The organism is Salegentibacter sp. BLCTC, from assembly GCF_015143665.1.
GTDB classification, from domain to species: Bacteria; Bacteroidota; Bacteroidia; order Flavobacteriales; family Flavobacteriaceae; genus Salegentibacter; species Salegentibacter maritimus.
In genome coordinates this window covers 452,261-473,448 of sequence record NZ_WYEW01000003.1, presented here as the reverse complement: position 1 = coordinate 473,448, position 21,188 = coordinate 452,261, and the positions used below count along the sequence as shown (strand labels likewise).

General features: G+C 38.3%; 17 protein-coding genes and 2 tRNA genes. 5 read left to right on the top strand and 14 right to left on the bottom strand.

The features are described 5' to 3' along the window. Positions 1-5: 5 nt before the first annotated feature. Positions 6-2,372 (bottom strand): phosphoenolpyruvate synthase, encoded by a 2,367-nt coding sequence (gene ppsA, locus GUB10_RS05415; protein WP_193710413.1) that lies wholly within the window; start codon positions 2,370-2,372, stop codon positions 6-8. A gap of 10 nt (positions 2,373-2,382) precedes the next feature. Then, complete coding sequence (locus tag GUB10_RS05410) at positions 2,383-2,769, bottom strand: hypothetical protein (RefSeq protein ID WP_193710412.1); 387 nt, start codon at positions 2,767-2,769, stop codon at positions 2,383-2,385. A gap of 167 nt (positions 2,770-2,936) precedes the next feature. Here GUB10_RS05410 and GUB10_RS05405 point away from each other — a divergent pair, with 167 nt between their 5' ends. Next, positions 2,937-4,208 (top strand): sodium:proton antiporter, encoded by a 1,272-nt coding sequence (locus GUB10_RS05405; RefSeq protein ID WP_193710411.1) that lies wholly within the window; start codon positions 2,937-2,939, stop codon positions 4,206-4,208. Here GUB10_RS05405 and GUB10_RS05400 read toward each other — a convergent pair. The 3 genes from GUB10_RS05400 to GUB10_RS05390 are packed head-to-tail and all read right to left on the bottom strand — an operon-like array spanning position 4,197 to position 6,008. Next, positions 4,197-4,889 (bottom strand): LrgB family protein, encoded by a 693-nt coding sequence (locus GUB10_RS05400; protein ID WP_193710410.1) that lies wholly within the window; start codon positions 4,887-4,889, stop codon positions 4,197-4,199. The genes GUB10_RS05405 and GUB10_RS05400 overlap by 12 nt on opposite strands. Then, positions 4,889-5,221, bottom strand: a complete 333-nt coding sequence (locus GUB10_RS05395; protein ID WP_193710409.1) for a CidA/LrgA family protein — start codon at positions 5,219-5,221, stop codon at positions 4,889-4,891. The genes GUB10_RS05400 and GUB10_RS05395 overlap by 1 nt, the downstream gene beginning before the upstream one ends. Before the next feature lie 13 nt (positions 5,222-5,234). Further along, positions 5,235-6,008: a creatininase family protein gene (locus tag GUB10_RS05390; protein WP_227740305.1), complete on the bottom strand. Its 774-nt coding sequence runs from the start codon at positions 6,006-6,008 to the stop codon at positions 5,235-5,237. Between the two features lie 93 nt (positions 6,009-6,101). On the opposite strand from GUB10_RS05390, the gene GUB10_RS05385 reads away from it, so the two are divergent. Then, the gene (locus tag GUB10_RS05385; RefSeq protein ID WP_193710408.1) at positions 6,102-7,154 is read left to right on the top strand and encodes an NAD(P)/FAD-dependent oxidoreductase; all 1,053 of its coding nucleotides are present in this window, start codon (positions 6,102-6,104) and stop codon (positions 7,152-7,154) included. Between the two features lie 98 nt (positions 7,155-7,252). Here GUB10_RS05385 and GUB10_RS16105 read toward each other — a convergent pair whose 3' ends face one another. The 9 genes from GUB10_RS16105 to GUB10_RS05340 form a co-directional block, all read right to left on the bottom strand. Continuing rightward, the gene (locus GUB10_RS16105) at positions 7,253-7,510 is read right to left on the bottom strand and encodes a GIY-YIG nuclease family protein (RefSeq protein ID WP_193710407.1); all 258 of its coding nucleotides are present in this window, start codon (positions 7,508-7,510) and stop codon (positions 7,253-7,255) included. Between the two features lie 46 nt (positions 7,511-7,556). Then, positions 7,557-7,631: transfer RNA gene (locus GUB10_RS05375), tRNA-Val, on the bottom strand. A 93-nt stretch (positions 7,632-7,724) separates the two neighbouring features. Further along, positions 7,725-7,799, bottom strand: a tRNA-Val gene (locus GUB10_RS05370). A 66-nt stretch (positions 7,800-7,865) separates the two neighbouring features. After that, positions 7,866-9,056 carry a folylpolyglutamate synthase/dihydrofolate synthase family protein gene (locus tag GUB10_RS05365; RefSeq protein WP_193710620.1) on the bottom strand — a complete coding sequence of 397 codons (1,191 nt, stop codon included), beginning with the start codon at positions 9,054-9,056 and terminating at the stop codon, positions 7,866-7,868. Positions 9,057-9,086: 30 nt separating this feature from the next. Then, the gene (locus tag GUB10_RS05360; protein ID WP_193710406.1) at positions 9,087-9,905 is read right to left on the bottom strand and encodes an energy transducer TonB; all 819 of its coding nucleotides are present in this window, start codon (positions 9,903-9,905) and stop codon (positions 9,087-9,089) included. A gap of 8 nt (positions 9,906-9,913) precedes the next feature. After that, positions 9,914-10,306 carry a biopolymer transporter ExbD gene (locus GUB10_RS05355; RefSeq protein WP_193710405.1) on the bottom strand — a complete coding sequence of 131 codons (393 nt, stop codon included), beginning with the start codon at positions 10,304-10,306 and terminating at the stop codon, positions 9,914-9,916. Position 10,307: 1 nt separating this feature from the next. Next, positions 10,308-11,009: a MotA/TolQ/ExbB proton channel family protein gene (locus GUB10_RS05350; RefSeq protein ID WP_193710404.1), complete on the bottom strand. Its 702-nt coding sequence runs from the start codon at positions 11,007-11,009 to the stop codon at positions 10,308-10,310. Between the two features lie 223 nt (positions 11,010-11,232). Beyond that, entirely contained in the window at positions 11,233-12,459 is a 1,227-nt protein-coding gene (locus tag GUB10_RS05345; protein ID WP_193710403.1) for a Glu/Leu/Phe/Val dehydrogenase, read from the bottom strand. A gap of 65 nt (positions 12,460-12,524) precedes the next feature. Further along, positions 12,525-13,589 (bottom strand): anhydro-N-acetylmuramic acid kinase, encoded by a 1,065-nt coding sequence (locus GUB10_RS05340; RefSeq protein ID WP_193710402.1) that lies wholly within the window; start codon positions 13,587-13,589, stop codon positions 12,525-12,527. A gap of 93 nt (positions 13,590-13,682) precedes the next feature. Here GUB10_RS05340 and GUB10_RS05335 point away from each other — a divergent pair, with 93 nt between their 5' ends. From GUB10_RS05335 to GUB10_RS05325, 3 genes are all read left to right on the top strand, one after another. Continuing rightward, complete coding sequence (locus GUB10_RS05335) at positions 13,683-14,825, top strand: acyl-CoA dehydrogenase (RefSeq protein WP_193710401.1); 1,143 nt, start codon at positions 13,683-13,685, stop codon at positions 14,823-14,825. Positions 14,826-15,064: 239 nt separating this feature from the next. Next, the gene (gltB, locus tag GUB10_RS05330) at positions 15,065-19,588 is read left to right on the top strand and encodes a glutamate synthase large subunit (RefSeq protein WP_193710400.1); all 4,524 of its coding nucleotides are present in this window, start codon (positions 15,065-15,067) and stop codon (positions 19,586-19,588) included. 2 nt (positions 19,589-19,590) lie between these two features. After that, positions 19,591-21,051: a glutamate synthase subunit beta gene (locus GUB10_RS05325; RefSeq protein WP_193710399.1), complete on the top strand. Its 1,461-nt coding sequence runs from the start codon at positions 19,591-19,593 to the stop codon at positions 21,049-21,051. The last annotated feature ends 137 nt before the right edge of the window (positions 21,052-21,188 follow it).

Sequence of the window (21,188 nt, the reverse complement as noted above, 5' to 3'; positions counted from 1 at the left end):
ATGTTTTAACGTACAGCTTCTGCCTTATTGATATTTTCTATTCCTTTTAACAGGGCATCAGGATTAAACGAGATACTGTTAATCCCTTCTTTTACCAAAAAGGAAGCAAATTCAGGAATATCACTGGGTGCCTGGCCACAGAGGCCTATTTTTTTCCCTGCTTTTCCGGCTTTATGTATCGCGGTGGCAATCATTTCTTTTGCTGCCGGATTATTTTCATCGAAAACAGGCGTCATAAGCTCTGAATCCCTATCTACGCCCAAAGTAAGCTGGGTAAGATCGTTAGAACCTATAGAGAATCCATCGAAGTACGCTGCAAACTCTTCCAGCAGAATCACATTTGAAGGAATTTCAACCATCATATAAAGCTCAAGTGAATTCTTTCCACGCTCAAGGCCAAATTCTTTCAAAGTATTAATTAGGCTTTTTGCTTCTTTTATAGTTCTGCAAAATGGAATCATCACTTTTAGATTAACAAATCCCATTTCTTCCCTAAGCTTTTTTATGGCTTTACACTCCAGCCTAAAAGCATCTTTATAATTAGGGTGCGAATAGCGGGCAGCACCTCTAAAACCCAGCATAGGATTTTCTTCTAAAGGCTCAAATTGCCTACCTCCTATTAAGTTGGCATATTCATTACTTTTAAAATCGCTAAGCCTAACAATAACTTCTTTCGGATAAAATGCAGCCGCCATTACGGCTATTCCCCGGGATAATTCTTCTACAAAAAAGTCTGTTTTATCCTTATACTGCCAGGTAAGCTCATCAATAGTCTTTTTTGCGGCCTTCTCTTTTACCTCATCATATTTTACCAGGGCCATGGGGTGAATCTTAATTTTATGGGTAATTATAAATTCCATTCGCAATAAACCAACCCCCGTATTGGGATAAAAAGAGAGTTGAAAAGCCCTGTCTGGATCTGATAATATAAACTTAACTTCAGTATTGGGAAGCTTAATTTTTCCGAAATCAATTTTCTTAGTTTCAAACTGCAGCGCATCTTTATACACAAAGCCGGTTTTACCCTCACAGGAAACGGTAATCATTTCGCCGTCTTTTATTTTTGTAGTAGCGTTGGTTGTCCCTACAATTGCCGGCACACCAAGTTCACGGGCTATAATGGCGGCATGGCTGGTTCTGCCTCCCCTATCGGTTACCACCGCAGTTGCCAGTTTTAATAAAGGGTCCCAATCTGGACTGGTGTTGTTGGTTATTAAAATTTCTCCGGGGTTTAGTTTATAACCTTCATCAGGTGACTTTAAAAACCGGGCTACCCCGCAAGCAATACTGGAGCCAATGGCACTACCACTGGTTAAAATTTCACCTTTTTCTTTTAAGTGATATTCTATATAAAAACGTTTGTCTTCAGCCTGGTGCACCGTTTCTGGCCGGGCCTGAGTAATAAAGAGCTGGTTAGAGCCCCCATCTTTTGCCCACTCTACATCCATAGGCCTGTTATAATGTTTTTCTATTAATAAGATCCACCGGGAAAGTTTTATAATCTCCTTATCATCTAGCACAAAACTATCTTGTTTTGCCAGCGGTGTTTCAATATTTACGGTAGAAGAGTGACCACTGGACTCGGCGTAGACCATAGAGAGTTCTTTGCGACCAAGTTTTTTCTGAATAATGGGATTTTCGGCTTTATCTATGGTGGGTTTAAAAACATCAAATTCATCTGGATTTACCAAACCCTGCACAATATTCTCTCCTAATCCCCATACGCCAGATAGATGAATAATATTTCTAAAACCAGATTCTGGCTCCAAACTAAAGCCAATTCCGGAGCAACCAATATCAGAGCGTACCATTTTTTGCACGCCTACCGAGAGGGCAATTTCGTGATGTAAAAAATCTTGATCTTCCCGATATTTAATAGCCCGGTTCGTATAAAGCGAAGCAAAACAATTTTTAACCGCCTTAAGTAAAACTTCTGTTCCCTGTATATTTAAAAAGCTATCGTGCTGCCCGGCAAAACTTGCATTGGGCAAATCTTCGGCGGTTGCACTACTTCGCACGGCTACCTGAATATCCTCTCCCTTGCCCAAATCTTTATATGCTGAAATAATTTCTTCGGAAAACTCTTTAGAAAATTCTGCCTCTAAAATCAGCTTTCTGGTTTCAGAACCAATCTCGGAAAGGTTCTTATAATTTTCCCTGTTTAGTTGTTTCAACAGGTTTTTTAATTTTCCTTCTATATCATTAGATTTCAAAAAGGTCCAAAAAGCTTCAGAGGTAGTAGCAAAACCATCTGGCACCAACACTCCTTCTGAAGATAATTCATTATACATTTCACCCAAAGAAGCATTTTTACCGCCTACTTCAGCTAGATTTTTTATAGATATTTCCTTAAATTTTTTAATGAACTTCATAAGCCTTTATTTAGAGTAATACCAGTTGATAGCCCATATTTAGTAGGAAAATCCCCAATAGAAAAAGCAATACATAAATGGTCTGTACAAGCTTAAGATTTAGTACAGATAGTTTACGTGTAGTAGGTTCAGGAAAAACAAAAAGGCCAAGTCCTATAAAAAGTGAAGTCCAGCCAAGCATAGTGATGATAAATTTCCAGTTAAGCTCCCAAACATTATGAAAAAGAATGATTAACAAGCCTATAATAATAGCAGCAAAAGCGGCTAATATCAAAAACTTTTGATCTTTTAAATCCTCAAAAATTTGTTGTATTCGTCTGGGATTAAAACTGAGCACAAAAAAGAATATAAGGAGGTACCAACCCCAGAACTTAGCGAGAAATAAAGAAGTATCCATCTTTTATAGGCATTGGTTATCCTCTCAAAGTTAACTTCTAAAAAACTATTTTAATATGATAAATATCAGTCAATTAGCTATAAAACCCATTCATTCAAATTGTTAGTTTTTTGTGAAAAAACTTTAGGTTTTAAGGAAGATCAATTAAAAAAGTTATTTTTAAAATTATGAAAGAACACTACTGGATTTTAGCCGGAATTGGTTTTACTACACTTATTATGGCCTGGCTGCCTTCAATCTCAAAGCGCATAAAAATTAGTGGACCGGTAATATTGCTAATTATTGGTTTTTTACTCTTCGCCTTAGGTTTACCAATTAGCTGGCCAGATCCTTTATGGGCCGATAAAGGCCTTATGTATTTCTCTGAAATGATTGTGATTATTTCCCTAATGGGCGCCGGCTTAAAAATTGGAAATAATTACAGTTTTAAAGCCTGGAAAAGACCTTTTTTATTGGTTTTTTTAACGATGCCGCTTTGTATAGTTTCTGCCTATTTCCTGGGGCAAAACTTTTTGTATTTGAGTGTGCCCTCATCTTTATTACTTGCCGCCGTTTTAGCACCCACAGATCCGGTTTTAGCTGCCGAAACCCAACTTGACGATCCTGAGCGGGAAAAAGAGTATAAAGGAAAAATAAGATTTGCGCTCACCGCCGAAGCGGGCTTAAATGATGGGCTGGCTTTTCCCTTTACATATATGGCCGTGTTGGTTGCACAGGCAGGTAGCTGGGCCGCATTCGATTTTACAGGTTGGGTATTAGACAAATTCTTTTTAAAAATTATTATTGGAACCATAGCCGGGTTTGCCATTGGTAAATCTATAGGTTTTTTACTGGATAGGATTCATAAGTACACCGGGATTAGAACTTTTGACGGCTTTCTGGCACTTTCCCTCACTTTACTTAGCTATGGTGCCACAGAACTTTTACATGGTTACGGATTTTTAGCAGTTTTCTTTACCGGTCTAAGTCTTAGACATTACGAAAAAGTTAGTGGCGATTATAAAACAAAAATGCACGATTTTATTCATGAGGTAGAACGCCTACTTCTTGTTGTATGGATTATTCTTTTTGGAGCTTCTATCATGAATGGCATGCTTAGCCTTACTGACTGGAGGGGGATTCTTTTTGCTTTTGCTTTTGTATTAATAATTAGGCCACTTGCCGGTGTTATAAGTATGATGGGGATTAAAGATAGCTTTAAAAACAAACTTGCTATAAGTTTCCTGGGAATTAAAGGCATAGGCTCGGTTTTTTACCTATCCTGGGCTTTTGTGGAATTTGATGGTTTTGAGCATAAAGAAGAACTCTATGCCATTACCGCATATATTATTTTAATTTCTGTGGTTTTACACGGACTTACCGCACCTTCAATTATTGCATACTTTAAGCGAAAAACTAAAAAAGGCGAAAACCAGGCAGGTGAAATTTCACAGGAATAACTGAAGCAAATACGGTGTTACCAGTGCCGTGATAATTCCGTTTACGCACATTGCCAGTCCCCCATAGACTCCTGCCAATTTGCTTTCTTCAAAAGCGCGGGCGGTTCCTATACCGTGAGCCGCAATACCAAGGGCTGCGCCAATGGCAATTTTACTTTTAATTCCTAATTTTTTCAGGATAAAAGGGCCAAAAGCATTGCCAAATATTCCCACAGCAATTACTATCCCGGCAGTAATTTCAGGAATTCCCCCGGTAAGTTTTGTAATTTCAATAGCTATAGGTGTGGTAACCGATTTAGCTGCGAGCGATTCAACAATAAAATCGGGAACTTTTAAAAGCAAGAGAAAAACAATTACGGTTAAGACTCCGCTTATTCCACCAATAAGTACAGAAAATAAAAAAATCTTTAAGTTTTGCTTTACGGCTTCATATTTCTCATAAAAGAAAACCCCTAGTGCCACAACAGAAGGTCCCAGAAAAAAACTTATAAATTTTCCACCCCGATTATAATCTTCAAAATCTATTTTAAAAATTAATAAGAATGAAATAATAAATAAAATGGCCAGCAACACCGGATTTAGTAATACATAATTAAACTTTTTACGTATTTCACGGCCACCTGCAAAAGCAATTATACTTATAAAAACTCCAAATACCGGTAATTGAAAGAATTCATGCATTATCGCTCCAGTTTTTCAATAATAATTGCCGAAATATACAGGGTGATCACCGTGCTGGCAATAACTGCTATAGAAATTGGCATCCAATAATCGGCTATAACTTCAAAATAAACCATTAAACCTACTCCATAGGGAATAAAGAATAATACCAGGTATTTTATAAGTTTATCTGAGGCCGGTTTTACATCCTTAAGTTTTACTATTTTAAGCCTTAAAGCGATAAAAATCAAAAACATCCCCAGGATATTTCCGGCAATTGGAATTTTAAAAAAATAGGTGATTAGCTCACCTAAAAGTAAAAATCCAAAGATATAGGCCAGAGCTTTAAGCATAAGTTTTCTTTAATTAATGATACATATCTTCTAAATCTGCCCCGTGCAGCTCCACAAAGAAATCGGCGATCAAATCGGTGGTTTTTTCAAAGAAAACCTCTCCCTTCTCAGCCGTAGCAGCTTTGGGGTCTCCTACTCCTGTATCTTTGGTTACGCTAGTCCATTTTCGTTGCGCACTTGCCCAACCTTCTTTTAAAGCACTTATTTTAAAAGTTTTGGCACTTCCGTCTCCGGCTTCTTCCAGCGGTAAAACCAATTCGGGGCGTAAATGCATAACAGCTGCTGTTTCAAGCTCGCCGGCGTGATCCCCTGGTTCATCGAAATATGGTTTAGCATCGGTAACCTGCCACCAATTTACTGAGCAGGTAAAAAGGTTGGGGTATTCCAGGCTCAATTCCCTAATCATTTGCTTAAAGTTATTTCCGCCGTGAGCATTTAAAATAACCAGCTTATCGATATTATGCATTTGCAAAACCTGGGCTACATCTTTTAAAACAGCATATTGGGTACTGGGGTTAAGGTTCATACAAAGCTTTACATCCATTTGACCGGTATTTACCCCAAATGGAATAGTAGGTAAAACCACGACTTTTGCCTGCTGTCCCCAGGCTTTTTCTGCCGCTTTTGTAGCAGCTTCTTCTGCCAAAATATTATCAGTAGCATAAGGTAAGTGATAGTTATGTGCTTCAGTAGCACCCCAGGGCAAAACGGCTACACTAAAATCTTCATCTCTTATCTGCTTCCAGTTTGTTTCGGCCAGAACATAAGGCCTTATTTTTCTTTCCATAAGCTAATTTTGCCTTAAAATTAGCAATTATGCTTTTTCTAGAGCTATTAAACAGGTGGAAATTAAAACATATCTTTGCTGAAAATGCGATAGATGCTAGATTTTGTAATTGTTGGGGGAGCGCAAGCCGGGCTTTCCATGGCCTATTATCTTAATAAATTGGGCAAAACTTATGTGATAATTGATAAAGAAGAGGAAGTAGGTGCTTCCTGGTTAAATAGGTGGGACTCTTTAAAGCTATTTACACCTTCAGAATTTAATAATTTACCGGGAATGGATTTCCCTGCAAAAAAAGGATACTATCCAAGCAAGGAAGATGTAGCAGCCTATTTTAAAAAATATGTAGCGACATTCAATATTGAAGTTCGTTTAAATACACTGGTAAAAAACGTGGTTAAAGAAGATGATTTTTTCATTCTAAAGCATAGTAAAGGCCAATTAAAGTCCAAAAATGTAGTAATAGCTACCGGTCCATTTCATATTCCATACACCCCTTCTTTTTCGCAGAAAATATCAGAAGATATTTTTCAAATTCACAGTAACTATTATAAAAATCCCGGGCAATTGCAGGAAGGCCCTGCGATGGTTGTTGGGGCCGGGGATTCAGGATTTCAAATTTTAGATGAAATTTCTCAAACTAACCGAACTACCTACTTTTCCGGCGCTACCAATGTGCGGGTACTTCCACAGGAAATTTTGGGAAAAACCTTATGGTGGTGGTTTACTAAGATAGGTTTTCTAAGTTTTAGTCGAAAAACCTGGCTTGGAAAAAAGCTTAGTCGGTCTAAACAACCTATTATTGGTACAGACGTTAAAGGCATTTTAAAAAGAGACAATGTACTACCTGTTGGAAAAACTACAAATGCCAAAGAGCAAGTTATATTTACCGAAAATCAAAAAATTGAGGAATTAAAAAATATTGTTTGGGCTACAGGTTACAGGCCAAATTTTGGTTGGATAGAAGGTTTAGAACTTACAAAAGATGGTTATCCTAAACACCATAGAGGTGTTAGCAATATTGACGGACTATATTTTATAGGCCTTCCCTGGTTACATACAAGAGGCTCGGCAACTTTAGGCGGAATTAAAAAAGATGCTCAATATCTTGCCAATTATATTAAAGCCGAAGAAAAAACCCTTTTATAACAAAGAGGTTGTCTGAAAAGTTATTAAAATCGTCATCCTAAATTTATTTCAGCATCTAAAATATTGATAATCAAAACATCTTAGAAGCTGAAACGAGTTCAGCTTGACGAAGCTAGACATTTCAGACAACCTCTTCTTCTGCTTTTCCATTTCTTAATTTGTCGCTCTATGCGAACTGCTCCTGTTCTGGTTTCGAATGTTTCAGAATAAACTAGTAACCAATCTTTAGCCTTCGATGTAAAACCTTTATTGCTCTGCAAATGTTTCTTCAGCCTGCTATCAATGCTTTGGGTGGAACCAATATAATATCCATTAAGTGATTCAGAAAAAAGTATATAAACGTAAAGTTTCGACATAAAAAAATCCCTAAAGTAGGTAAACTTTGGGATTTGGGAATAAAAGTGGGCGCGAAGGGATTCGAACCCCTGACCCCTTGGGTGTAAACCAAGTGCTCTGAACCAACTGAGCTACGCGCCCTAAAATTTTCAATAAAATTAGCTTTCTTTAAAAAACTAAAAATTTCACTAAGCTAAAAAAAGACTTCATTTTTTAGAAGCCTTTTATATTCTGTGGGCGCGAAGGGATTCGAACCCCTGACCCCTTGGGTGTAAACCAAGTGCTCTGAACCAACTGAGCTACGCGCCCTATTCTTGAATGCGGATGCAAATATAGACTAGTTTTTAATCTACACCAAGAAAAATTTCAAAAAAATTAAATTATTTCGGCAACACTAAACGTGCTTCCACCTATAAACACCAAATCCTGATCCAGGGCAGCATCCAGGGCAGCATCATAGGCTTCTGAAATAGAACCAAATAAACTTCCTTCAAGGCCAAAATCAGCGGCTTTTTGTTGCAAAATTTGAGCCTCCAATCCACGGGGAACTGCCGGTTTAGAGAAATAGTAAATCGCAGTTTTTGGAAATAAAGGCAGGATTTTTTCTAAATCTTTATCATTCACCACTCCTAAAACAATATGTAGATGTTGAAATTTCTCATTCTTAAGCTGCTTAAAAACCAAACTAAGGCCTTCTGCATTATGAGCCGTATCACAAATCACCCTTGGCTTTTCCCGTAAAATATCCCAGCGTCCCTGAAGCGATGTATGCAACTTTACACTATTAAGTCCGTTTTTAAGACATTCTTCCGGGATTTCCCAGCCCTTTTCCCTTAAAGCTTTTATAGCGGCAACTGCCGTCTTCATATTTTTGTTCTGATACCCTCCCTTAAGATCTGTATCATAATTTTCCAGTTTTAGATCTTGGACAAAATATATTTCTGACTTATGTTTTAACGCCTCTTCTTTAAAAACCCTGGTAGTTTCTTTTTGGGTTTCTCCAATTATTACGGGTACATTATCTTTTATTATCCCAGCTTTTTCCTTTGCTATTTCAGCAATAGTATCTCCTAAAAAGGCGGTATGATCTAAGCCTATATTGGTAATTACCGACACCTCTGGCGTAATAATATTGGTAGAATCGAGCCTACCACCCAAGCCTACTTCAATTATAGCAATATCTACTTTCGTCTTCGAAAAATAATCGAAGGCCATTCCTACGGTCATTTCGAAGAAAGAAAGATTATTTTCAGTCAAAAAATCCCTATGCTCCTCAATAAATCCAACTACATTTTTCTTTGGAATAAATTTTCCGTTCACTTTAATTCGTTCCCGAAAATCTTTTAGATGCGGAGAAGTATATAAACCTACTTTATAACCGGCTTCTTGTAAAATAGAGGCCAACATATGGCTTGTAGAACCTTTACCGTTGGTACCGGCAATATGAACCGATTTAAAATTCTTATGCGGATTCCCCAGATATTCATCTAGTTTAATGGTACGGGAAAGATCTTTTTTAAAAGCCTGCGCTCCTACTCGTTGAAACATAGGCAACTGTTGAAACATCCATTCAACAGTTTTTGTATATGCATCCACTTATTCAGAAAGTTTAAAGTTATAAATAATAGTCCCTACCTGGCGAGAGGGTGCGTTACCATCGCTATTAAAACGCGTGGCCATCGCAGCCCTTCTTGCGGGATCGGTTAAACAAGACGCACTGTTGGTAGTTCCCTTTACACCGGGCGTAGCATTAATTACCTGTCCATTCTGGTTAACTTCTATACGAACCACCACAATTCCGGATTCGTTACAATCCTGAACAAATTTTTCTTTATTCAAGGCCCTTCTACCTCCCAAACGGTAGTTTCCATCTCCATCCAGGCCAGAGCCGCTTCCATAGTAAGAACTAGCGTTAGGGTCTCCATTAGGGTCTCCCTTATCACCAGCCTGACTATCGTTTCCTTCCCCTCCACTTTCGGTGCCTGATCTTTCCGGACCATTTAAAATACTACTCATGGCATCGGTAGTGGATTTATCGGGTTTGGGTTCAGGCTTTTTGGCAGGTGGTTCTTCTTTGGGTTTTTCGGGTTCCTTTTTTTCTACCGGTTTTGGCTCTTTCTTTTCTTCAATAACCGGTGCCTCTTCTGTTTGTTGGGTTACCACTTCCTCTTCAATAACCGGTTCAGGTTGGGTTTGCGTTTCGGGAACTGTAGTTTGCTGAGGTGCCGATTTTACCGGCTCGGTAGGCTGCTCATTTCCAGAGCCAACTTCTGATGTCCCAAAATTGATGGCAATACCGCTCTCTGGCGGCGGGTCTAAATATTTAAATCCTAACAGAAATAACAATGCAATTAGCAACACGTGTAAGATAACCGTGATGGTAAAAGATTTTTTTTCGTGTTTGGTATCTAACATAATTAGGCTTATTCGGGTTTAACCGCTAAAACGATTTTATAACTATTTCTATTTGCAATATCCATCACATTCACTGCCTTTTCTATAGGCACTCCTTCTTCTGCCCTTAAGATAATAGTGGGTTTCTCTTTACCAGACAGCTTTGTTTTTAGCGTACTTTCTAAAGAAGACTGCGTTACACGTTGGTCGTCTACATAAAACTGCAGATCTTTTGTAATACTAACCGATACATTTTGAACGCTGGTAGTTTTTCCTTTTGCCTTTGGAAGTATAAGATCTAAAGCTTCTGGAGTAATTACCGGCGAGGTGAGCATAAAAAAGATCAATAACAGGAATACAATATCTGTCATTGAGCTCATACTGAACTCGGGGCTTACTTTATTTCTTCCTCTTAAATTCATATTAAGCGGGCTCGTTTAACAGGTCAAGGAAATCTACCGCAGTAGCTTCCATTTGATGTACTACTTTATCGGTTTTTACTACTAAGTGATTATATCCAATATAAGCAATAATACCAACAATAAGTCCGGCAACAGTGGTGGTCATCGCGGTATAAATACCTTCTGCAAGTGCCCCCATTTGAGCTTGCCCACTACTGGTTGCCAATTCATGGAAAGCAATTACCATACCTATTACCGTACCCAGGAAACCAATCATGGGTGCAGCACCTGCAATAGTTGCCAAAATGCTCACGTTTTTTTCTAACTTATAAACTTCTAAGCGACCCGCATTTTCTATAGCAGTATTAATATCTTCTAAAGGACTTCCAATTCGGGAAATTCCTTTTTCAGTTAATCTGGCTACAGGAGAATCACTTTGTGCACATCGCATTTTAGCCGATTCTATATTTCCGTTTAATACATTGTCTTTAATTTGAAGCATAAAGTTTTTATCTACCTGGCTGGCCGATTTTATTGCGAAAAGCCTTTCAAAATAAATATAAACTGCCGCAAACAACAGAATAAAAAGTATAATAATGATAATTTGGCCTCCAAGGCCTCCACTAAGCATTAAATCGAATAAAGACAGGGTTTTTTCTTCTACTACCGGCTCTGCCTCCTGGGCGGCTTCGGCAACGCCGTCCTGCTGAAAAAAGTATAGCATAGGTTTCTATTAGGTTTTTTAATGTAACGTGATAAACCAGATTTAATTGTGAACCAAATTTAGTAAAATAATTAGCAGGGCAAACTGGTTTATCTTAATTGGGAATTTTTTATTTTTTCCAGGAACGAAATTCATTAAAATTTACGCATAAAAAAATCCCGCTCGAAAGCGGGATTTTCAGAAATAATCTCAATCAACTAAAATTACAAGATTAATCAAAAATTTATACCAATTGCTTCAGCGCTACTTCAAAAGCTGTTTTGCTGATATTGGTTTTTCCACTATTATTATCGTAAGTATTTTGAATAGCATTTTTAATGGTCATAGAAGTGTCATTAAAAATAGACTCATCGGTCATTTGTACTCTTCTTTCCATAAAATAAGCAAAAACTCTCGCCATCCCGCAGTTTGCAATAAAATCTGGAATAAGGCTTACTTTTTCATCAGTAGATTCCATAATAGAGCCAAAGAAAATTTCCTTATCGGCAAAAGGCACATTAGCACCACTGGTAACCACCTCCAGTTTTCTCTCTATCAAACTGTTAATTTGCTCTTGGGTGATTAAGCGAGAAGCCGCACAGGGCGCGAAGATTTCGGCATCTAGTTTCCAAATTTTTTCATTTATTTCTTCAAAAGGAATTAGCTTGTCGTGTTTAAGGGTATTCCCTTCCTTATTAAGGAAAAGCTCCTTAATTTCTTCAAAAGTAAATCCGTTTTCATTGATTAAACCGCCAACGCGATCTATTATCCCCACTATTTTAACGCCCATTTGAGCAAGGTAATAGGCTGCGGCAGACCCAACATTTCCAAAGCCTTGAACTACAGCCCTTTTCTGCGTCAAATCTCCCCCATAAATTTCATAATAATGTTTTACAGATTCTGCTACTCCATATCCGGTGATCATATCTGCAACGGTGTACTTACGACTTACATCAGGGGAAAAGTGATTGTTTTCCAACACTTTAATTACCCCCTGGCGCAACTGGCCAATTCTATTAATTTTATCGGCCTCACTAGGTTTAAAGTGCCCGTTAAAAACACCTTCTTGTGGATGCCATACTCCGCAATCTTCGGTAATAGGAATTACTTCATTAATTTCATCTACATTTAAATCGCCTCCCGTACCGTAATAACTCTTCAACAAAGGGGAGACTGCTTTATACCAGCGTTCCAGAACACCTTTTTTACGCGGATCTTTAGGATCGAAATTTATACCAGATTTAGCCCCTCCTATTGGAGGACCTGAAACGGTAAATTTAACCTCCATTGTTTTGGCTAGCGAAAGCACTTCATTTTGGTCCAGCCCTAAACGCATTCTTGTTCCGCCACCTGCTGCACCACCACGTAAAGAATTAATTACCGCCCAACCTTCAGCTTCTGTCTCAGAATCTTTCCAATTAAATACTATTTCCGGCTCTTTATTTTCGTATAGCTTTAATAATTCCTTCATTTACGCTTTAATTTTTCACAAATATATAAACTAAGTGATATATTTTTAAGTTTTCATCAAAAAAATTAAATTTCATATATCACTCCGGAAGAATGATCTTTTTTAGCACCTGTAACCGATTTTAATACATTTACCTGGCCACGAAGTTTTAAAACCCCGAGCAGTCCAAAAATCAAAGCTTCTTTATAATCAATAATTTCTTGCGAAGGGATTGTAAAATGACAGTTAGACTCGTCTTTCAATAGACGTAAAAGAAAATTATTAAAGGTTCCTCCCCCGGTCATTAAAACCTTAGAATCAGGCTGATTATCTAAAGTCTTTGCAATTTGTTGGGCTATATGCAGGGTATAAGTGTGAAGAATATCAGGTACATTCTCATTATATTTCTCCAAAATTGGAAAAACGGTAGATTTAACCCATTCTATTCCCAAAGACTTGGGAGGCTTCTCTTCATAAAATGAGAGGGCATTTAGTTTCTGAAGCAAGTCTTTATTTAAATTACCGGAAGCGGCCAACTTCCCACCTTCATCAAACTCTTTACCTAATTTTTGGGAATAGAAATTCAACACAGTGTTTACGGCGCAAATATCGTAGGCTACTCGTTTGTCTCCTATTTCGGTAGAAATATTCGCAAATCCGCCTAAATTCACACAATACTTATAATCTGAAAAAAGCAATTGATCTCCAATAGGCACAAGGGGTGCTCCCTGCCCTCCAAGTTCTACATCCTGAACTCTAAAATCGCAAATTACAGTTTGTCCCGTGAGATAAGCGATTTCGGGTAAATTCCCTATTTGTAAGGTATAATTATTTTCTGGCTCATGTTTAATAGTATGGCCATGACTACAAATTATATCGACGTCTTTTATTTGATGCGCCTCAATAAAACGTGAAATAATTTCAGCTAAATAACTGGTATATTTTTTATTTAGCCTCTCTAAGCGCTCTTTTGAGAAATCGATAGCTTCTGCTAAGGTTTCCTGCCAATTTAACGGGTAAGGAATAGTTTCAGCTTCTAAAATCTTATAACTCCAGGAGTTTTTATAATCAAAATTAATATACACCAAATCGATGCCATCTAGGGATGTTCCTGACATAACACCAATAACCTTATAATTTGCTTTTTTCATATTCGTAAAATTTATTAAACTAAATTGAAAATTACACATCAAAACTTTATCTTTGATGACCAAAATTAGATTTTCCTAAATTAAAATAATAATATGGATTTCAAACTTACAGAAGAACATATAATGATTCGTGATGCGGCGCGTGATTTTGCCAGAAACGAATTATTGCCCGGTGTGATTGAAAGAGACGAGAAGCAGGAATTCCCTTCAGAGCAAATAAAAAAAATGGGAGAACTTGGTTTTCTTGGCATGATGGCTTCTCCTGAATTTGGCGGCGGTGGTATGGATACCATTTCCTATATTCTTGCTATGGAAGAAATTTCAAAGATAGACGCCTCTGCATCGGTAGTGATGTCGGTAAATAATTCTTTAGTTTGCTGGGGCATTGACACTTACGGAAGTCAGGAGCAAAAGAAAAAATATCTTTCCAAACTTACCACCGGAGAAAAACTTGGTGCATTTTGTCTTTCGGAACCCGAAGCCGGTAGTGATGCCACATCGCAACGAACTACGGCAATAGACAAAGGCGACCATTACCTATTAAACGGAACAAAAAACTGGATTACCAACGGAAATTCTGCCGACTACTATATTGTAATTGCACAAACCGATCGTGAGAAAAAACATAAAGGTATCAATGCATTTATTGTAGAAAAAGGAGTTGAAGGCTTTGAAATTGGCCCTAAGGAACAAAAAATGGGAATTCGCGGAAGCGATACACATTCATTAAACTTTAATGATGTGAAAGTCCCTAAAGAAAACAGAATTGGCGAAGATGGTTTCGGATTTAAATTCGCTATGAAAACACTCTCTGGCGGAAGAATTGGTATTGCAGCCCAGGCTTTAGGAATAGCTTCTGGTGCATACGAGCTAGCTTTAGACTATTCTAAACAACGCAAAGCCTTTGGCACTGAGATCTGCAATCACCAGGCCATTGCTTTTAAATTGGCCGACATGTACACTTCTATTGAAGCATCCAGACACCTGGTAATGAAGGCTGCCTGGGAAAAAGACCAAGGGGCAAACTACGATCTTTCTGGCGCTATGGCTAAAGTATACGCTTCAAAAACCGCCATGGATGTTACTACCGAAGCCGTACAGGTTCACGGTGGCAACGGTTATGTTAAAGAATACCACGTAGAGCGTTTAATGCGTGATGCGAAGATTACCCAAATTTATGAGGGAACCTCAGAAATTCAAAAAATTGTAATTTCCAGAGGCATTTTAAGAGACTAAATTTCTTATAAAAATCCACATTCAAAAGCCCGGTTTTTTAAATCGGGCTTTTTTTGTGCTTAAGTTTTAATACTGCCATTTATTATATTTTTAATATGAAAGGGATCTAATTGTAGATTTATCATTTATAACCAAATTATTTGATTTTACTGAATTTCTTCACACTTTAAGCCCAAAAAGCTTCATTTTTTTTACCTAATTAGGTAATTTTGAGACGATAATCTAAGGACGAAAAGAATATGAAATTAAAAAAACAGGGGCTCTATTCACCCGAATTTGAGCATGATAATTGTGGTGCAGGATTTATCTGTAATCTAAAAGGAAAAAGAACAAACGATATAATTCATAAAGCTTTAGACATTCTTATTCGGCTGGAACACAGAGGTGCAGTGAGTGCTGATGGGAAGACAGGTGATGGTGCCGGTATATTAATAGAAATACCCCACGATTATTTCAAAAAAACCTGTGAATTTAAACTTCCAGACTTTAAAGAATACGCGGTAGGAATGGTTTTTCTCCCGCAGTCCAAAAATCAGCGTAAAATTTGTCGCGAAATTTTTGAAGAGGAGATACTAAGCCAGGGACTTAATCTTATTGGTTGGCGTGAAGTACCTGTAAATAGATCCTGCCTGGGAAGTATTGCGTCCTTGTCTGAGCCTAATGTTCAGCAAATATTTATAGGAAAAGGAGAAGATGTTTCTGCCGAGAGTTTTAATGCTAAATTATTTGCCGCCAGAAAAATTGCAGAACACAGAATAGAAAATTCAGGACTCTCTGAATCAGAATATTTTTATCTGCCAAGTTTATCAACAAACACCATTATCTATAAAGGTTTGTTGATGCCGCAGGATATTAATGTTTATTACCGCGATTTAAACGAGCCCGAGGTAGTAACCAAGTTAGCCCTGGTACACCAACGCTTTTCCACCAACACTTTCCCAACCTGGGATCTGGCACAACCTTTCCGCTATATGTGCCATAATGGTGAAATAAATACGCTACGCGGAAACCTTAGTAGAATGAAAGCCCGCGAAGAGCTTTTTGAAAGTGAGAAGTTTGGTGAAGATCTAAAAGAAATTATACCTATTGTTTCTGAAGGAAAATCAGATTCTGCTTCTATGGACACTGTGCTGGAATTGTTATTGCAAACGGGACGTTCGCTTCCCGAAGCCATTATGATGATGGTTCCCGAAGCCTGGGAGAAAAATCCTTCTATGCAAGATGAGAAAAAAGCATTTTACGAATACAACTCCTGCATTATGGAACCCTGGGACGGGCCCGCTTCTATTCCTTTTACCGATGGAAATTATATAGGGGCACTTTTAGATAGAAATGGCCTTAGACCATCCCGCTACACCCTAACCAAAGATGGCTATGTAATTATGTCTTCAGAAACCGGGGTCCTGGAAATTCAACCGGAAAATGTAGAACGCCACGGAAGGTTAGAGCCCGGAAGAATGTTTTTGGTAGACATGAACGAGGGTAGAATTGTGGAAGATGAGGAAGTAAAACAGAAAATAATTTCAGAAAGGCCTTACCGCAAATGGCTTGATGAAAACCTTCTAAACCTTTCTGAAGTTCCCTACACCGGGAACAAAACCCCTGTTGAAAAAATTGATATCCATAGTCGTCAAAAACTATTCGGATATACCCAGGAAGATATCAAAACCATAATCACCCCTATGGCGACGCAGGGAAAAGAGGCCATTGGCTCTATGGGTGCAGATATTCCGCTAGCGGTACTTTCAGATAAATCGCAATTATTATTCAACTATTTCAAACAATTATTTGCCCAGGTAACCAATCCTCCGTTAGATGGTATTAGGGAAGAAATAGTTACCGACATTAGCCTTTCTATTGGAGAAGATCGCAATTTATTCGATATCATTCCCGAACAGTCCAAAAAACTAAGAATCCAAAATCCCGTTATTTCCAACGAAGATTTAGATAAAATAAAATACATAGAACATCCCGATTTTAAAACGGCTTCTATTTCAATTTTATATGAAGCTGAAAAAGGCCTTAACGGACTTGAAGCAAGGTTAGATGAAATTATTCTTGAAATAAACGATGCGGTAGACGATGGTTGCAATATTATTATCCTAACAGATCGAAATGCCGATCCAAAATTAGCCCCAATTCCATCGCTTTTAGCCTGCTCGTTTGTGCACCATCGCGTGAAGAAATACAATCGTAGATCTTCTTTCGGGATTGTAATAGAATCGGCCGAACCCAGGGAGCCGCATCATTTTGCATTGTTATTTGGTTATGGTGCCAGTGCGATTAACCCTTATATGGTTAACGAAATTATTTACAACCTGGTTGAAGAAAAAGAAATTGAAGTTAATGATCCCGAAGTTGCCGTACAGAATTTTAATGTAGCTATTGGGAAAGGGATTATAAAGATTATGAACAAGATTGGTATCTCTACCCTTCACTCCTACCGTGGGGCTCAAATCTTTGAAATCTTAGGGTTAAACCAAAAATTTGTAGACAAATACTTCACCAACACTCCTACCCGTATTGAAGGTATTGGCTTGTATGAAATAGAAAAGGAAGTTCAAAAACGAGTTGAAAACGCATTTAGCACTCCCAAAACAGACACTAATCTTGATTTAGAAATTGGAGGGGATTATCGTTGGAGAAGAACAGGTGAAAGGCACATGTTTAATCCGGCAAGTGTTGCTAAGCTGCAACAAGCCGTAAGACAAAACAGCACTAAGGCTTACCAGGAATATTCTAAGTTTATAAACGACCAAAGCGAGCGTTTAATGACGCTTCGCGGAATGTTTAAATTTCGCGATTTAAACCCTATTCCTATTGATGAAGTGGAACCCTGGACAGAAATAGTAAAACGCTTTAAAACGGGTGCTATGTCTTTTGGTTCTATAAGTAAGGAAGCCCACGAAAACCTTGCTATTGCCATGAACCGTATGCAGGGAAAAAGCAACTCGGGCGAGGGTGGTGAAGACCCACAACGTTTTCATAAAGATTTGGACGGAAACTGGAGAAACTCTGCCATTAAACAGGTAGCTTCAGGAAGATTTGGGGTTTCTATTAATTACTTAAGCAATGCACAGGAAATTCAAATTAAAATGGCCCAGGGTGCAAAACCCGGGGAAGGTGGACAACTGCCGGGACCAAAAGTAAATCCTGATATTGCCAAAACCAGAAATTCGACTCCTTATGTAGGATTAATTTCGCCACCACCACACCACGATATTTACTCTATTGAAGATTTGGCGCAATTAATATTCGACCTTAAAAATGCTAACCGCGATGCCAGGATTAATGTAAAATTGGTTTCTAAAGTGGGCGTGGGAACTATTGCTGCCGGGGTAGCAAAAGCCAAGGCCGATGTGGTTTTAATTTCCGGATACGATGGTGGTACAGGGGCCTCCCCCCTAACCTCACTTCGCCACGCAGGTTTACCATGGGAATTGGGAATTGCCGAAGCACAACAAACCCTACTCATCAATAACCTTAGAAATAGAATTGTGGTAGAGTGCGACGGACAGTTAAAAACCGGTAGGGATGTAGCAATTGCAGCTTTACTGGGAGCAGAAGAATTTGGATTTTCTACTGCACCGCTGGTAGCTTCAGGCTGTATTATGATGCGAGCCTGCCATTTAAATACCTGCCCCGTGGGAATTGCTACACAAGACCCTGAACTTCGTAAGAAATTTAAAGGTACCCCTGAAGATGTGATTAACTTTATGTATTTCATCGCACAGGAATTAAGACAAATAATGGCAGATCTTGGCTTTAGAAGTATCAACGAAATGGTTGGGCAAAGCCAAAAGTTAGATATGGATCGTGCTATAGAACATTATAAAGCCCAGGGACTGGATCTTTCTAATATTCTATACAAACCAAACGTAGATGAGGATATGCCGCTTTATAATACTGAATCCCAGGACCATAATCTTAGCAATGTTTTAGATTTTGAGATTTTAAAACAAGCGCATCCCGCCATCTATAGAAAAGAAAAAATGAGTCTGGATTTCCCTATTAGCAACATAAACCGTACTACAGGGGCTATATTAAGTAATGAAATTTCCAAAATTCACGGAGAAAAAGGTTTACCTAAAGGTACCCTTACTTTAAATTTCACAGGTTCTGGCGGACAAAGTTTTGGGGCTTTTGCCACCAAAGGACTTACTATGAACATTAACGGAAACACTAATGATTACTTAGGAAAAGGTCTTTCCGGAGCTACTTTAAGTGTTCGAAAACCTAAAGAAGCGTCCTTTAAATCTAACGAGAATGTAATTATTGGAAATGTTGCATTATATGGTGCCACCGATGGCGAGGCCTATATCAACGGAATTGGAGGTGAGCGTTTTTGCGTTCGAAACTCTGGTGCCAAAGCAGTGGTTGAAGGTATTGGTGACCACGGTTGTGAGTATATGACCGGTGGAATTGCCGTAATTCTTGGAACAATTGGAAGAAATTTTGCTGCCGGAATGAGCGGAGGAATTGCCTACATCTATAACGCAGATAACAGCCTGGATAATCATAATTTCAATATGGAAATGATTGGTTTAGAAGATCCTTCAGAAGAAAACAAAGAAGAGCTGAAAGAATTAATTGAAAATCATTATCGCTATACCGAAAGTGATGTAGCCAAAGAAATTCTTGAAAACTGGAAGGAGAATTCAGGGAAATTCATAAAAGTAATGCCTACAGAATTCAAAAGGGCTTTACAGAAAATGGAAGAAGATAAAATGAAAAAAGAACAAAAAGAACTTAAAACAGCATAATTATGGGCAAGATAAGAGGTTTTATGGAATACGACCGTAAAGAGGAAGAGACAGTAGCTGTTGAAAAACGAGTTAAAGATTATAAAGAATTTACTAAAGAATTATCGACGGACGAACTTAGCGAGCAAGGTGCGCGATGTATGGATTGCGGAATTCCTTTTTGCCATAGTGGCTGCCCGGTAGGGAATTTAATTCCAGATTTTAATCATGCCGTTTATAAAAACGACTGGAAAAAAGCACTCACTATTTTACACGCAACCAATAACTTCCCTGAATTTACAGGAAGGTTATGCCCGGCACCCTGCGAATCGGCCTGCGTTTTAGGTATTACAGATCCGCCGGTTGCAATAGAGCTTATTGAAAAATATATTGTAGAACGTGGTTTTAAAGAAGGATGGATCACCCCACAGCCTCCAAAATCCAGAACCGGAAAAACGGTAGTAGTTGTAGGGTCTGGACCCGCGGGACTTGCTGCAGCACAACAACTTAATCGCGCCGGTCACGAAGTAACAGTTTTTGAACGCGACAATAAAGTTGGCGGATTATTACGTTACGGAATTCCCGATTTTAAAATGGAAAAACATGTAATTGACCGTAGGATTAATGTTTTAAAAGAGGAAGGAATTAAATTTGAAACCGGTGTAAATGTTGGTGAAAATTACAAAGCCAAAAAACTTAAGGAATTTGACGCCGTTGTACTTTGCGGGGGTGCTACCAAACGTAGAAATCTTCCTATTGAAGGAGCCGAAGGCACAGGTATTATGCAGGCTATGGATTTCCTAAAAAATAACAACGAAGTTGTAGATGGTATAAAAGATCTAACAGCAGAATATTCGGCTGAAGGGAAACATGTAATTGTAATTGGTGGTGGTGACACCGGTTCTGACTGTGTTGGAACTTCTAATCGTCACGGAGCAAAATCGGTTACCAATTTTGAAATTATGCCAATGCCGGGAGAGCATAGAGACAAAGAAAACCCATGGCCATATTGGCCTTTCACCCTAAAAACCACTTCCTCTCACGAAGAAGGTGTAGAGCGTAATTGGAGCATTAACACCAAAGAATTTATTAGAGATAAAGATGGTAATTTAAAAGCTTTAAAAACGGTTAATATAGAATGGGTAAAAGGTGAAAATGGCAGGCCACAACTTAAAGAAGTGGAAGGTTCTGAAAAAGAGTGGCCTTGCGAACTGGTTCTTTTAGCTTTAGGTTTTACCGGCCCCGAGAAAACATTAAGCGAGCAGCTAGGCCTTGAACTGGATAGCAGAACAAATATTAAAGGTGATAAAGGATACCAAACCAACGTACCGAATATTTTTACTGCCGGAGATATGCGCCGCGGACAATCTTTAATTGTTTGGGCAATTTCTGAAGGTCGTGAAGCGGCTTATCACGTAGATAAGTATTTAATGGGAAAATCTATTTTACCAAGAAAAGGAGAAGGCGATCTTCCCGCTGCTTAATTTGATTTTTTAATAAATTATTGTTTAAAAAGACTGTTTTAAAGTTATCTAAAATCTTCATCCTGAACTTGTTTCAGGATTTATGGACTTAGTAATTTTATCTCGTTAGAAGCTGAAACAAGTTCAACTTGACGAAA

Excerpts from the sequence above, each read along its gene's own strand:
- ppsA (WP_193710413.1), bottom strand. The coding sequence starts at position 2,372 with ATGAAGTTCATTAAAAAATTTAAGGAAATATCTATAAAAAATCTAGCT.
- GUB10_RS05410 (WP_193710412.1), bottom strand. The coding sequence starts at position 2,769 with ATGGATACTTCTTTATTTCTCGCTAAGTTCTGGGGTTGGTACCTCCTT.
- GUB10_RS05405 (WP_193710411.1), top strand. The coding sequence starts at position 2,937 with ATGAAAGAACACTACTGGATTTTAGCCGGAATTGGTTTTACTACACTT.
- GUB10_RS05400 (WP_193710410.1), bottom strand. The coding sequence starts at position 4,889 with ATGCATGAATTCTTTCAATTACCGGTATTTGGAGTTTTTATAAGTATA.
- GUB10_RS05395 (WP_193710409.1), bottom strand. The coding sequence starts at position 5,221 with ATGCTTAAAGCTCTGGCCTATATCTTTGGATTTTTACTTTTAGGTGAG.
- GUB10_RS05390 (WP_227740305.1), bottom strand. The coding sequence starts at position 6,008 with ATGGAAAGAAAAATAAGGCCTTATGTTCTGGCCGAAACAAACTGGAAG.
- GUB10_RS05385 (WP_193710408.1), top strand. The coding sequence starts at position 6,102 with ATGCTAGATTTTGTAATTGTTGGGGGAGCGCAAGCCGGGCTTTCCATG.
- GUB10_RS16105 (WP_193710407.1), bottom strand. The coding sequence starts at position 7,510 with ATGTCGAAACTTTACGTTTATATACTTTTTTCTGAATCACTTAATGGA.
- GUB10_RS05365 (WP_193710620.1), bottom strand. The coding sequence starts at position 9,056 with ATGTTTCAACAGTTGCCTATGTTTCAACGAGTAGGAGCGCAGGCTTTT.
- GUB10_RS05360 (WP_193710406.1), bottom strand. The coding sequence starts at position 9,905 with ATGTTAGATACCAAACACGAAAAAAAATCTTTTACCATCACGGTTATC.
- GUB10_RS05355 (WP_193710405.1), bottom strand. The coding sequence starts at position 10,306 with ATGAATTTAAGAGGAAGAAATAAAGTAAGCCCCGAGTTCAGTATGAGC.
- GUB10_RS05350 (WP_193710404.1), bottom strand. The coding sequence starts at position 11,009 with ATGCTATACTTTTTTCAGCAGGACGGCGTTGCCGAAGCCGCCCAGGAG.
- GUB10_RS05345 (WP_193710403.1), bottom strand. The coding sequence starts at position 12,459 with ATGAAGGAATTATTAAAGCTATACGAAAATAAAGAGCCGGAAATAGTA.
- GUB10_RS05340 (WP_193710402.1), bottom strand. The coding sequence starts at position 13,589 with ATGAAAAAAGCAAATTATAAGGTTATTGGTGTTATGTCAGGAACATCC.
- GUB10_RS05335 (WP_193710401.1), top strand. The coding sequence starts at position 13,683 with ATGGATTTCAAACTTACAGAAGAACATATAATGATTCGTGATGCGGCG.
- gltB (WP_193710400.1), top strand. The coding sequence starts at position 15,065 with ATGAAATTAAAAAAACAGGGGCTCTATTCACCCGAATTTGAGCATGAT.
- GUB10_RS05325 (WP_193710399.1), top strand. The coding sequence starts at position 19,591 with ATGGGCAAGATAAGAGGTTTTATGGAATACGACCGTAAAGAGGAAGAG.